Source organism: Pseudobacteriovorax antillogorgiicola (assembly GCF_900177345.1).
GTDB classification, from domain to species: domain Bacteria; phylum Bdellovibrionota_B; class Oligoflexia; order Oligoflexales; family Oligoflexaceae; genus Pseudobacteriovorax; species Pseudobacteriovorax antillogorgiicola.
This window is the reverse complement of sequence record NZ_FWZT01000002.1, coordinates 1-12,736: the sequence shown is the minus strand read 5'-3', so window position 1 is coordinate 12,736 and position 12,736 is coordinate 1. Positions and strand designations below refer to the sequence as shown.

Sequence of the window (12,736 nt, the reverse complement as noted above, 5' to 3'; positions counted from 1 at the left end):
GAGGCTACCTCATGATTGCCTGACCATTGTCCTTAAACGACTTAATAAACTGAGTAAGTTTTTCACGATCTGCCGCCGTGACCAATCGCTCTTTGAAGCCCAAATTTAGCTTAAACGACGTGATATCAGTGGATCCATCACCTTGCTGAACAGAGGTGATCTCGGCGATGTCGATAGCTACCTTATTGAAAAATAGCTGGGTTCTAACATCACTGGCATCTGCCTCCTGATTTTGAGTTGCCTTTAGAGACGTCATGAATTCAGCAATGATGGTATGGCTAAAGGCAGCACCTTCGATCTCGATAGACACAGGAAACTCGCCGTTTTTAATTTCAGCTAGGTTGGTTCCACCCTCAGGCTGATTGCGACGCTCATTACCTTCACCTCCCTGATCGATAAAAGACACACGATTAAACCATAACCCTTCTGGACGCAAATTCTGCAAATTTTCGATCAGAATTACAGGTAGGTAACGAATCAGCTTGGATTCGGTAATTCGCTTGAGTGACGTCTTCTTGGATTCCAACTTTGTGATTTTATCGTTGAGATCGTTAAACTGATCGATATCACTACGCATGGATCGAAAATCTCTTTCATAGCGTGCGATCTCTTCATTGAGATCATCCACTTCAGACTGTAGGCCATCTAAGTAGAGCTGAACCGTAACGATACTCAAGAGGAGGGAAACACCAAGTGCAACAGCATCTGGAATCCACCAATACTGATTTTCTAATTCTTCAACAGGTGTGAGATTTATGCTAATCAAGGCTTATTTCCTTGTCCATCATCTGGTTTTCGTAGGCCCAAACCTGTGGCTATGCCATAGATCGCACCATGGGAAAGCAAATACTCCATATCGACTCCCGACGGTGCTGTATCGATTCGATTGAAGGGATTGATGATCTGCACTGGTGCCTGGAGTAGGGAGGATAGGCTGGGGGCTAGGTCAAGACTCATTGCAGCGCCACCAGATAAAAAGATATATTTAACTTCAGAAAGGTTTGGAATATTTTCATGCTGAACAAAGAACTCAACAGTTTGATTGATCTCACTATTGATCTGATCATTGATGTCTCTTACCGAGGCACGAATTTTATCGGCAATCGCTTGATCACCCCCAGATGCTGATATTTTTAGGCCTTCTGCATTCTCGAAATCTATCGCAAGATCTTCCGAAATTTTCTTGGTGATTAAGTTGCCACCCAAATAGAATTCACGGCTATAGAGATACTCCCCTTCGTAGGTCAACACTACCTGGGTTGAGTTAGCCCCTACATTAGCGATGGCAACTAGGGATTCCGCAATGGGATAGTTGAATTCAAAGGAGTTTGCTAAGCAAAATGTGTCTGTGTCGATGACCCCAACTTTCATCCCAGCCTTATGAATGACATCAACATACTGTTCGATGATGTCGATCCTCCCCGCAACAATCAGAAAAGCTTTTTCACCTTCCTGAGTAAACTTGCTCGGCAGCTCTTGGTAACGAAAATACATATCACTCATATCGTGATGAAACTGCTGCTTTGCCTCTTCAAAGACTTGCTCCGAAAGATCCGACTCGTCGTCTGGCATGAGAACCATTCGCTTAAGGATAACAGCTCCCCCAGATAGTGAAAGGCCCACTCTCCGGCCCTTTGGCTCGATGTTCATAGAAGTGAGCAGCTTTTTTACCACCTTAAGGAGTGCGCTAGCGTCTTGGATTTCACCATTCATCACAGCTCCCTGGGGGATCACCTCCAAACCCAAAGTTCTGAGTTTGCGCGAGGCTCCCTTGCCGGAAAGCTCTGCAAGCTTGACGGATGAACTACCAATATCCAAGGCGATCAATGGTTTATTAAAAATCATAGTTAGTTCCGGTACGGCCTGGTCGACAAGATCACTCGACTGGCGGTCAATGAGGGCACTACTCCTATTTTTTCATCCAGACCGAAAGGTGTCAATAAAGCGCACATGTCAGGTATTTTTCGGTATTTTTCGACAAATTCTTGACGCTTTCCTACGAATCAAACCTGCTAAAATGGCTATTATGAGGCAGCCGTTGGAGATGCTTTGATCGCTCCCGATGATATCAGTGACTTATGAGTTCAACCCTACGAAACTCCTTGAAATTCGGCCTTGCGTCACCACCTTGCACTAAGTATAGACAAGGGGTGGAAAGCGAAAACTATCTAGAAGGAACGTCCATATGTTATGCGATTCAATATTAGACACGGTTGGCAACACCCCCTTGGTGAAACTTAATCGCGTCGGATCTCACCTGGCTTGTAACCTCTATGCAAAATGCGAATTCTTTAACCCAGGTGGTTCCATAAAAGATCGCATCGCCTATCAGATGGTGATGGATGCAGAAGCTCAAGGCCGCATCAAGAGAGGCGACACTCTTATCGAGCCGACAAGTGGTAATACAGGAATCGGCCTCGCCCTTGCTGGAGCTGTCCGGGGCTATCGTGTGATCATCACCATGCCTGAAAAGATGTCTCGCGAAAAGCAGGTTGTACTGGAAGCCCTTGGTGCAGAAATCATTCGGACGCCAACTGAAGCCGCATGGGATGCACCTGAAAGTCATATTTCGGTCGCGAAGCGTTTGCAGCAGGAGCTGCCCAATGCTCACATCCTCGATCAATATTCCAACCCTTCAAACCCCAACGCTCACTATGAAAACACTGCGGCTGAAATCCTTAGAGACCTCAATAACAAAGTCGATATGGTTGTCATGGGTGCAGGAACTGGCGGTACGATCACAGGTGTTGCAAGAAAGATCAAAGAAGCTTGCCCTGATGCCATCATTGTCGGCGCGGACCCAGAGGGCTCGATCCTAGCTGGTGGATCAGACGTGGGGACCTATAAAGTCGAAGGTATCGGCTATGACTTTATCCCAGAAGTCTTAAATCAGAAAATTGTCGATCGCTGGATCAAAACAAAGGACCGCCAATCATTCCAGCTCTCTCGACGATTGATCCGCGAAGAGGGGCTCCTTTGCGGTGGTTCCAGTGGCTCAGCACTCTACGCTGCTCTAAAAGAGGCTGGAACTCTTAAAGAAGGTCAAAACTGTGTCGTTCTTCTTCCAGATGGTGTGCGCAACTATATGACAAAGTTTGTCGATGACCGCTGGATGAGAGAAAACAACTTCACTGGCCCCGAAGACTTTGAAGGGGATGTTTCTTCGATCCTAAGTCAAACAAAAGAACGAGACTTGATCACAGTCGATATTTCGTCAACTCCAGAGGCTGCAATCCAGGTGATGAAAGATAATGGAATCTCTCAATTGCCTGTTCTAGCTGATGGCAGATTAGTCGGCGTCCTTACTGAAGATAGCCTTTTAGAATACCTCAGCTCATCAGAAGCTCGCTCGAAGTCTGTCGAGTCGGTCATGAATCGCTCTGTACCAACTGTTGAGCGCCATACACCGATTAAATCACTCCAGAATACAGTGATTTCTTCAGGGCTAGCGGTCGTAATTGATTCTGATAAGAAACCTTCCCATATTTTAACCAAGATCGATTTGGTAGAATGGATGTCAAGCCATCGTTAAACTCCCTTGGATCGCAGCCCAAGGGCTTGCGATCCAAAGGAAGCCGCGATGAATAAAACAGGCGTCATATCCCCCGAGCTCTTGGAGCAGTTTCGCGATCCCGATTGGGGTTCCGATCGGCTCCAGCAAATATCCCTATTCAAAGCTTTTGATCCCGATATTTTAAGAGATATTTATAAGTTGGGAGAGGTACAATCGATTCGCAAGGCCTCCCACGCCGTCATCGAGGGAGAGCCTTCTCGGGGACTCTACTTGATTCTACACGGTTCTCTATCAGTCTACAAAAATGACCCTATCACGGGCGACTCCCACCGCCTGGCTACGATGGAAGAGGGTGATAGCTTTGGTGAGCTTAGTCTGTTTGATGATGCCCCCCGATCAGCCACTGTCATGGCAGATATTTTCTCCTACGTATTTTATCTTGATGCAGAACGCTTCGAAAGGTTTCTAGCTCAGGCTGGAGCGCATATCATGGCTCTTTTTTATAAAACTTGTGCGATTTCTATGAGCGAAAAGTTTAGAACTTTGAACAGCGAGTACATCACATCTCAGCAGCTGCTCTGGAAGTACGCTCTTCGCAAAGATAGAAAGTCTGATAAGGCAAGCTCCTCGTAGCATTGCCTCAAAACCATTGCTACCAGCCCAAGCTTCTCTTAGTCTAGGCAGCAACCACATGAGAATCTAGCGACGGCATGTAGTCCTGATCTTCTGGAGAGCCATGATCCTGGGAGAAGATCATATCATTGATCTCTAGCAGGCTGATGACCCCGTTATTTGCAAGGTTACGGATACGATTCGTTACCTTCATCGATGCCATGCGGCTATTACCCTCATCCACGGCGCCGATGCTTTCAAGATCTTCTATCCAGCTATCAGCAAGCTCTTCCGGTGCTTTGTTGATAAGTAAGTCGCGAATATGATCGGGACATGCAGCCAGGAACATGAGCAGGGACTCTCTCTCCATACCAAGGATCACTTCAAGCAAATGACCATCTTTAAGATAGGGCAAGATTTCGACTGTGACTAGCTTCATTTTTAGGCTCCTTGCTGTTTCCGCATTGTTCTCTTGCAAGGTCGACATCAGCTTTTTCTGTTCTTGCAAGGAAGATCGCTCAAGCAGATCGAGGAGAATATCAGAACTTCTCAAATTTTCTGTGTCATATTCAGGGCTCGCCTTAACTTTCTTCTGCAAGGCCTGGGCAACATTAAGTAGATACTCTTTTGGAATGGCATCGGCTTCGGATAATTCAGCAAGGAGCTTCACTTTAGATTGCCCTTGGTACATTTCGAATACCGCAGTTCTCTTCTTTCTATCTAATTGGGTTAGAACAATACTCTGAACCTGAATTTTTTCATCTTTAATAAGATTGTAGATCTGTCCGGCATCTAATTTTGTCAAAAACTCAAATTTTTCTGACGACTTCTGGGTCAAAACTCTGATTTCACTGGCTGTGACTCTTGTCTTTAGAATTGATAACAGGTCGTACTCTTCCTTTATAGAGAAGCGATAGTCGCTTCGGTGATAGTACTCACTCAATTCATACAAGTCACGCTGTAAAGTTGGATCACTAAGTAGCTCGAATACCACAATATGACCAAAAACGAAGACATACTTCGCTGTCTCTTCAATCCCATCTTCTCGTATCATCCGCGAGAACGTATCCTTTGCTACCTTAGGCTGCTCCATAAACATCTTAAGCAGCTCTTCCTTCATAGCCTTAACTTTAAGATTGAGACGTACAGACGAATCTGCCACTACCGCATCAGGACCTTCGCGCACAACGGTGTCTCCACCCATTGCAAACTCGCCCTCCTCCTCACCACCACGGGATAGACCTCCTCGATGATGGGCGCCTGGGCCCTGACTTGCCACGACCATTTCATTCGCTGCCTTGTTTGCTCGACTGAACTTCATGAGGGCTATTGCCATCAAAGTCAGAAGCAAGATCAGACAAGCTACATAAATTGCGATTTCCTCTGTGCTCATGGATTCCACAGAGGACTCAGAGTTGATATCGAGCCTCTTAGCGGTACTTGTGTTATTTGAGGCCGTGGTTTCACTGCTTTCCGAGGAACTTGTCGATTCCGAAGAGGTTTCAGAAGAAATACTTCGATCCAATTCAGACTTGGTATTTGTAATGATCTCCTTCGTGCCCGCTAGATCCCGGAACATGATAAGCATCTGTCGCAGCTTTTCCAAGCCATAGGGATCTTCTTGCTCCATTTTCTGTCTTTCCTTCACCGATAGATAGGTTTCTGGAAAAGGGGTAACGTTGATACCGAACTCAACGGGGGTCACAAACCGAGTCCTAGCTCTTAGAATCTGGGCAATCTTTTCTCGCTGCACCTCAGCTAAGGCCTCGTCCATTGTCATGTCGATCAATACTTGATCGACCCGCATATTCATGTCACCTGTCAAGCCTTTGACAACCCGTCGTTCAGGGAGTGCTTTCGATTGGTCCAAAGTAAGTGGTTCGCCCCGGACGCTAATTTGTTCTAGAATACACTGGTCTGGGCAGTAGCGATTGATAACCTTATTGATTTGGGTTCTGAGTTGACTATCCAAGTTGCTCTTAAGCGCATCAAGGGAATCATTGTTGCCGCCGATCCGCGGAATCATAATCTGTGACCAATTAACTTCAGCCGCGAGGGCGAAAGATCGTAGGTTAAGTATGATGATGCGCTCTAGGCGTTGTTTATTCTCTTCAGTGATACGACTATCGATCTGAATATCCATCGAAATCTTTCGAACTTCAAATTCCTGCGGCCTGACATCATCCAAAGTGCCTTCGAACCCCATATCTTGGCCATCGGAAACCTTGGGCTGAATGTCCACCTGAACTTCAACAATTTCACAGTTACCCGAACACAGTCGCCGCAGTATGGGTTCGATCCGGCTATTCACCTGATTTTTAGTTTTTAGTTCGAGCCGCTGGGCGCTGACATTTGTTTCTTGCGCTAGGCCGATTGCAGTCCAAAACAAACTTAAGACTAAAAAATACTTCATGGAAGTCCCTCGAATCAGATCATAGATTCGTGAGACTCTTCGGTTTAGGTAAGAAAGGCCTAAAAGGAAAAAACTACCTAGTGTCCAGTCGATTTGAAGCCTCGGCACTACTGGGGAAGCAGTTCTAGAGCAAGGATCAGTGGGATGTTTTTAGCTCTTGATCGATCAGCCTTGTTAGCTCAAGTTTCGAGGTATTGAGCACCAGCTTACCATTAACGAAGAAGCTTGGTGTTCCCGAGAGACCCAAGCGATCAGCCTCTTGTGCTCCCTTATCAACGAAGTCCGAAGCAGCCTGACTGGATCGGCAGGCGTTGAAACTGTCTAAATCAAGGTTAAGCTCCTTGGCCAAAGTTTCTAACTCAGTAGGGTTAAGACTTGCCTGGCGCTCGAATGCTTTCTTGTGATAAGGCCAAAATTTTTTCTGTTCTCCTGCACAATAGGCGGCCTTCGCAACGTCGTGAGACAGACCCTTCAAGACGGGAAAATCAATAAAAACAAACTCAACGGATTTTCCATAGGCCTCATACAAGTCTTCAAAAAGAAGCGAGGCAGAGCGACAATGAGGGCAGCGGTAATCAGCAAACTCCACTACCTGGACCTTGCTTCCTTTTTTGCCCCTGCTAAAAAAAGACTTTGTCCGGATTTCAAACTTCGGTTGTTGCGGTTGATTTAAAACCACCCGGTAACGACCTTTCTTCTCCAATCTAAGAAGCAGATCCTGCTTCGCTTCCGCTTCTTTGCGCTGCTTCAAAAAATTACGCAAATCGTCTCTGATGGCATCTAAGGGCTGACGAATGCGATCTTTGTTCTCCTGATAGAAAGATTTCAGTTCGGCATCTGCTGGGTCTTTAACTTGAAGAATATCGGCCTTCAACTGCTTCTCATCGAGTTTCTTGCGACGAGCCTCATCTTGAAAATACTGGTCCAGCAAAGCGTCCTCAAGAATTTTTTTTTCTTCCTCATAGGCTTTCATCTGGACCCGGTACAGTTGGTTAGCATAGCGAGGTGCGACGTCTTGAATCGATCGCTGCTTGCCATCAACTAGAAGATTGGCTGAGGCGTTGACCGACAAGGCCAGACAGCCAAGAGAGACCCATACGCTCGCGTATTTCATAGCTTAGACTCCTCGATTTTCTTTGAGAACGCCTTCGCACTGGGAGAATTTTCATAAAGCTTCGCAAAAAGCTCTCGTGAGTAGCTTTGTCTCTGGAAACGTCGATTCTCAAAGATTTCATGGCTAATTTTCCAACCACTATCATCTTTAGTCCAGTAGAGAATCTTCCTTCCTTGGGACACATAACGATCATCGCCATTAAAATCCTGGTTCATAATGGATAAGGCATAGGACTCATGAGTAAAAACTCTCAAGTTCGAGAAGTTCACTACCATCTGATGGTAACTGTCAAACACTCGGCCTTTGTACTCGCGATAGCCTTGCAAGCCATTGCCCCGAAAGCGGAAGTTACTCCGGTAGTGGCTGATATACTGATCCAAATTTCGCTCTGCCCAGTTTTTCTGCCACCCCTTAGTCAGAGATGTAACTTGCTGAATATCTGATGGTCGATTCACCTCATCACGGCCGTCCGAGATAAGTATCACGGTTTGCTGGGGTTTCAGCCACTTCGCGAGGGCTTCAATATCTGCATTGTAGAAAGCGACACAACCCTCTGTGACCTTAGCTTCTTCAATGCGAGCATCCTTCTCAACGCCATGCAACCAGATGCCATAGCCTGTTTTGCCTAGGTGGCGATCGAAGGTATTGGGAAAGTTAATGGGAATTGCAAACGGGCCGTACTTTGCAGGTAGGGTACGACCATCGATTAAGTCCTGGGCAAAGTAGATACCTTCGGGAGTTTTGTTGTCTCCCTCAACTTGCTTATCGCCCTCAGCTTTCCCAATAGCAATCTTCAGAGTCATCAGGTGTTCTGATGACTCATAGGATTCTGGCCACGTGCGCAGTTCCGCCTGCAAAGACTGCTTGTCTACATGAAGAAAAATAATATCCTTCTCCAGACCTGCTTCCATCGGGTATTCAGAAGCACCAAAGAGGCTTTGAGCTAGAACCGCTGTTGTAGCCACAAACAGCGTCATCGCTTTAATCATGAATTCGCTCACTAACATAGTTTCCACTGTGCTCCTATGTTGACCTAAATTCGCAAACCTCTCAAGGCCTTATTCCTACCGCATTATCGACTCTAACTCGGCCACAACCTGCTTGAAATCCTCTGGCAGCGGCACCTCAAACCCGAGCTTTTTGCCGGTCCTCGGATGGGTAAAACCTAGCTTTTTGGCATGCAACATCTGTCGCTTGATACCTGCAATGGCCTTTTTTGCAACTCCAGGAAAGTCCGGTGGAAATTGCAACTTCTGGCCATAGGTATCGTCCCCAAGAATCGGCATCCGTAGAAGCTTGCTGTGGACTCGGATCTGGTGGGTCCGTCCGGTATCTAATCGAACCTGTACCAGCGAGAAACGTCGTCCATAGCTTCGACGCCGAAAAAAGTTGGATTTCGCGTACTTGTACCCTTGTCGGTTCTCCTCGTCCAGAGCTTTATAGTCTTCGACTGCTAAACTCTTATATCGGGTGCGATGGCGAGGGTCGCGATATAGGTAGCTTTGAACTTCGATGGCTTCCTCCGTCATAAAACCATCAACTAACGCAACATATTCCCGAAGATTCGTTTTTTCTTTAAATTGAGATGCCAAGCTCGCTAGGGCCGTTGAGTTCTTTGCCACTACCATAACGCCCGAGGTATCCTTATCCAATCGATGGACGATACCTGGCCGTAAAGACTCACCTGGAAGGGTTACAGCCCCCTTCTGTCCTAGGTTCAGATAGTGAACAATTCCCTCGATTAGCGTTGTTTGATCTCCGGTTCCAGCGCCTGGGTGGACGACAACTCCAGCAGCTTTATTGAGAACCATAAGGTCTTCATCTTCGTAAACGATCGAGAGATCCAATGGGGCGGGACGGAATGTAGGTCCTGATGGTAGTGCGTCTGAATATAACCAGATCTCCTGGCCTTCCTTAACAGTATCTTTAGGTCTGCTGGGTTGCCCTTCGATCAAGATTCTACCCGTCTTGATCAACTTCTGCGCTTGACTCCTCGAAATGTCTAAGTTTTCAGCCACAAATTCATCTAATCTTTGTGACGCAAAGTCTGCTGCTACCTCTAGGATTGTTCGATGCCCTTGCTCTTCTGCCAATGCTTCAAGTACTCCAAATACTTATCGATCATTTGTTCAGTATTGGTCCGCACCCCTAGGTATTGGAACAATATCTTGAGAAAGCCCTTAACATACACAATCGACGGCAGAGTATGGAAGTCGTTATTTTCCAAAGCTATGATGTACTGCAAAGACACTTTGGTACGCTCCTGAAGCTCGTCTAAACTGACTCCCTGAACCTCTCGCAAAGCCTTGAGCACTGAGCCTTCGCATTCTTCACTCTGGGTGATAATCCGCGAGATTTCTTCTTGGATATTTTCAGAAAGTGCTGAACCTGCAAATCTCATGGTGTTCGCTGTCTCCTTACGGGGTTTGTTAGCAGCTTGCTTTCTTTCCCCCCAGACATCCTCCTCACCCTCAATAGCTGCCGCAGGCTCTTCCGTTAGCGAAACACTTTTAGGATCATTGGCAAATGGGTCTAGGGCACCTCGCCTCTTGCTCTTAGCTTCGAGTAGAGCTTGGTCATAGTCTTTGCGAAGTCGGTCATCATACAAAACTCGATACGCTTCCTCTAAACTATCTAAAGACTCCTGGGCATCTTCTTCGGAAATCAGTGAATACAGGGCTTGGTTGCCTTGAGAATAGGTGTTTTTCAAGCGGATATATGCTTCCCGAATCTGGATGCGACTTGCATCGTGGGATATTTCGAGTACTTCATAAAAGCTTTGACCACTCAGGCTCCCCAGCGCTGCAGCCTTGATATCATTGCCGTATCCTGAGTCTTTTTCAAAACCACCCATTCACACCCTCCTTTGGATTCCTAGCAGATTGAGACAATTAGATGCTGCGATCGAGATCCTCTTAGCAATCATACTATGGGGAAAGTCCGCTATCAAAAGCCGTCGATTACGGAGCGATTTGAGAACAGCCTCATCATGGTTTAGATAACCTAAATATTTCGACTGAAGTCCGAAGTACTTAGCACAAATGTGTTCCATCGAATGTCCGATGTCCATATCACCCTGATCTCTTGTTTGATTCACTAAAATACCAGTGTAGCGCCCTGTGACGGATTGCTGGTAATTATGAACAAATCTAGGATAAGAGATTTTCATACTCCTGATAAAGTGAGCGTAGCCTTTGTTCAAGCTACCACCGCTCATCTTGCCAAGAGCCTCGACAATATCGTGCGCAGTTTCCTGCTGCCGAGTATTCTCTCCGATATTCATCATCATCTTCATGAGCACCATCTTCAGAAATACGTAAGCATTTTCGATCGAAGTTGGTTCTGGCAACACTGTAAGTATTCCTAGGTGACTTCCAACGAAGAAGTCTAAGGTGTGACGATGGGTACCAGCCCCCAGATCTAACAGAACGATATCAACCTTGAAATTTCGTTTCGAATCGTAAATAGCCTCCCAAAGCCGGACAACCGCTTCTTGAGACGACTCAATTTCGTGCAACAATTGATCCTCTCGACCACCCGCTACAAAGGCCACACCTTGAATCGGAGCCGGAAGGATGATATCCCGAAAACTCAAGCGTCGACTAATGAGAAAATCTGCAATCGATTTTTTAGGCATCGAGACTCCAAAATGAGAATGCAGATTGGAGCAACCTATGTCGAGATCGATAACGAGAACACGGAACCCAAATTGAGCGAGCATCGATGCGATGTTAGCACTTACTATACTTTTACCAACTCCACCCTTACCCCCTCCGACAGCACCAATAATGGGAATGTTATAGGGACTTGTGATGTTAGTCCGCACAGAAGCAGCCATTTGCCAGCTATCGAAATGATCCACTACGAATGGACTCACTCGACTAGAGTTTCCGACTTGTTCTTTCTGCGATCGATTAATATCGTACATAGTGTTTCCTGACTCAATGGGTCGGACACATGAAGGCGATCTTCGGCCTAGCCGAATGGAACCGGTTAAAGCAAACACCTGCTCATCTATAATTATACGACTAGGCACTAGGCAAATTCAATGCCCCCCTTGTCAAGGCGGCTCGATCCTGCTTAGGAATTTAACATCCATTGTGTAACTATCGACGTGATCAAGAGCATCGGAATGATGGCAAATCGTGCGATTAACCAATGCATATTATTGGGCCTTGAGGCGATCCAAGCTACTAATACTGCATGAAGGACGAGGGTGTAGATGACATTCTCAGAGACTTTAGTGAGAAAGCTTATCATCCAAGGGCTGGAAAAATCCGCATTGGGCTTTAAGTTTTGCACCAAAGGAATCATTTTCACCATGATTGGGGTTGCAAACCACTGATAATATGCGCAGATGCTAGCCATAATCAAATCGATGATCGCAGGCTGGTACTTGAAGTATCGACTATCTTTCAACTTGATCGAAACAATCCCCAACCCCAGGATTAAAAGCATCTCCGTCATGATCATCTCGATCATTTCAGGGCTGATGATTACCATATAGCTAGCCAGAATTGAGGCCATGACGAGGGAAGCGATAATTCCAGCTTTCATTCCCCAGAAGCGATCAATGACGACATACAAAACAGGTGGAACCACCACCATCAAAACAAGATCCATAAGCTAGGCCCTCAAAGCTCTCAATGTTCCACCCAAATGACCGATCTTCATTATAGCAATCGGTGGGAGAAAATATATGAGTTCCAAAAAATCGGACAAAGAGCAGTATGATCTCGTAGTTATCGGTAGCGGCCCAGCTGGCATCAGCGCTGCCATCCAGGCTCGCAAACTCAAACGCTCGGTCGCGATCGTCGAAAGAAACCCGGATAACCTAGGCGGTGCTTGGATTCATACAGGAACCATTCCATCAAAAACTTTCCGAGAAGTTCTCGCTGCCGTACGCTCCATCGATCGCCACGTAGGCTCCCATTGGGTTCAAAGACTGGTCAACGATCTTTCCACGGACAAGCTAAAGCAGCGGGCCGATGAAGTTTCCAATGACGAGGAAAGCCTCCTGATCAAGCAGCTTGAAGACTTTGAAATCCCTGTGTATCGGGGCTATGGCTTTGTTGACAGCAAA

General features: G+C 46.3%; 12 protein-coding genes. 3 read left to right on the top strand and 9 right to left on the bottom strand.

What is annotated here, in order from left to right:
• Positions 1-4 precede the first annotated feature (4 nt).
• On the bottom strand, positions 5-766 hold the full coding sequence (locus tag B9N89_RS02460) for a PilN domain-containing protein (protein WP_132315722.1): 762 nt from the start codon (positions 764-766) through the stop codon (positions 5-7).
• Positions 763-1,845 (bottom strand): type IV pilus assembly protein PilM, encoded by a 1,083-nt coding sequence (gene pilM, locus B9N89_RS02455; protein WP_132315724.1) that lies wholly within the window; start codon positions 1,843-1,845, stop codon positions 763-765. The genes B9N89_RS02460 and pilM overlap by 4 nt, the downstream gene beginning before the upstream one ends.
• A 340-nt stretch (positions 1,846-2,185) precedes the next feature.
• Here pilM and B9N89_RS02450 point away from each other — a divergent pair, with 340 nt between their 5' ends.
• Both B9N89_RS02450 and B9N89_RS02445 read left to right on the top strand, forming a co-directional pair.
• The gene (locus B9N89_RS02450) at positions 2,186-3,532 is read left to right on the top strand and encodes a cystathionine beta-synthase (RefSeq protein WP_132315726.1); all 1,347 of its coding nucleotides are present in this window, start codon (positions 2,186-2,188) and stop codon (positions 3,530-3,532) included.
• Between the two features lie 48 nt (positions 3,533-3,580).
• Positions 3,581-4,147, top strand: coding sequence for a cyclic nucleotide-binding domain-containing protein (locus B9N89_RS02445; RefSeq protein ID WP_132315728.1), 567 nt, complete (start codon positions 3,581-3,583; stop codon positions 4,145-4,147).
• A gap of 43 nt (positions 4,148-4,190) precedes the next feature.
• Here the strand turns inward: B9N89_RS02445 and B9N89_RS02440 are convergent, their stop codons facing one another.
• From B9N89_RS02440 to B9N89_RS02410, 7 genes are all read right to left on the bottom strand, one after another.
• Positions 4,191-6,539 carry a FliG C-terminal domain-containing protein gene (locus B9N89_RS02440; RefSeq protein ID WP_132315730.1) on the bottom strand — a complete coding sequence of 783 codons (2,349 nt, stop codon included), beginning with the start codon at positions 6,537-6,539 and terminating at the stop codon, positions 4,191-4,193.
• A 136-nt stretch (positions 6,540-6,675) separates the two neighbouring features.
• Positions 6,676-7,653, bottom strand: coding sequence for a DsbA family protein (locus B9N89_RS02435; protein ID WP_132315732.1), 978 nt, complete (start codon positions 7,651-7,653; stop codon positions 6,676-6,678).
• Positions 7,650-8,660 (bottom strand): L,D-transpeptidase family protein, encoded by a 1,011-nt coding sequence (locus tag B9N89_RS02430; protein ID WP_234996066.1) that lies wholly within the window; start codon positions 8,658-8,660, stop codon positions 7,650-7,652. The genes B9N89_RS02435 and B9N89_RS02430 overlap by 4 nt, the downstream gene beginning before the upstream one ends.
• 57 nt (positions 8,661-8,717) lie before the next feature.
• Positions 8,718-9,746: an RluA family pseudouridine synthase gene (locus tag B9N89_RS02425; RefSeq protein ID WP_132315736.1), complete on the bottom strand. Its 1,029-nt coding sequence runs from the start codon at positions 9,744-9,746 to the stop codon at positions 8,718-8,720.
• Positions 9,713-10,507: a helix-turn-helix domain-containing protein gene (locus B9N89_RS02420; protein WP_132315738.1), complete on the bottom strand. Its 795-nt coding sequence runs from the start codon at positions 10,505-10,507 to the stop codon at positions 9,713-9,715. Before B9N89_RS02420 ends, B9N89_RS02425 begins: the two co-directional genes overlap by 34 nt.
• On the bottom strand, positions 10,508-11,581 hold the full coding sequence (locus tag B9N89_RS02415; protein ID WP_132315740.1) for a MinD/ParA family ATP-binding protein: 1,074 nt from the start codon (positions 11,579-11,581) through the stop codon (positions 10,508-10,510). It abuts the gene before it with no gap.
• Between the two features lie 152 nt (positions 11,582-11,733).
• A complete protein-coding gene (locus B9N89_RS02410) occupies positions 11,734-12,276 on the bottom strand; it encodes a hypothetical protein (RefSeq protein ID WP_132315742.1) in 543 nt (180 codons plus the stop codon).
• Between the two features lie 76 nt (positions 12,277-12,352).
• Between B9N89_RS02410 and B9N89_RS02405 the strand changes: the two genes are divergently transcribed.
• A partial coding sequence (locus B9N89_RS02405; RefSeq protein WP_132315744.1) for an FAD-dependent oxidoreductase occupies positions 12,353-12,736 on the top strand: 384 nt, incomplete at its 3' end.

Excerpts from the sequence above, each read along its gene's own strand:
- pilM (WP_132315724.1), bottom strand. The coding sequence starts at position 1,845 with ATGATTTTTAATAAACCATTGATCGCCTTGGATATTGGTAGTTCATCC.
- B9N89_RS02445 (WP_132315728.1), top strand. The coding sequence starts at position 3,581 with ATGAATAAAACAGGCGTCATATCCCCCGAGCTCTTGGAGCAGTTTCGC.
- B9N89_RS02450 (WP_132315726.1), top strand. The coding sequence starts at position 2,186 with ATGTTATGCGATTCAATATTAGACACGGTTGGCAACACCCCCTTGGTG.
- B9N89_RS02410 (WP_132315742.1), bottom strand. The coding sequence starts at position 12,276 with ATGGATCTTGTTTTGATGGTGGTGGTTCCACCTGTTTTGTATGTCGTC.
- B9N89_RS02420 (WP_132315738.1), bottom strand. The coding sequence starts at position 10,507 with ATGGGTGGTTTTGAAAAAGACTCAGGATACGGCAATGATATCAAGGCT.
- B9N89_RS02430 (WP_234996066.1), bottom strand. The coding sequence starts at position 8,660 with ATGTTAGTGAGCGAATTCATGATTAAAGCGATGACGCTGTTTGTGGCT.
- B9N89_RS02435 (WP_132315732.1), bottom strand. The coding sequence starts at position 7,653 with ATGAAATACGCGAGCGTATGGGTCTCTCTTGGCTGTCTGGCCTTGTCG.
- B9N89_RS02415 (WP_132315740.1), bottom strand. The coding sequence starts at position 11,581 with ATGTACGATATTAATCGATCGCAGAAAGAACAAGTCGGAAACTCTAGT.
- B9N89_RS02440 (WP_132315730.1), bottom strand. The coding sequence starts at position 6,539 with ATGAAGTATTTTTTAGTCTTAAGTTTGTTTTGGACTGCAATCGGCCTA.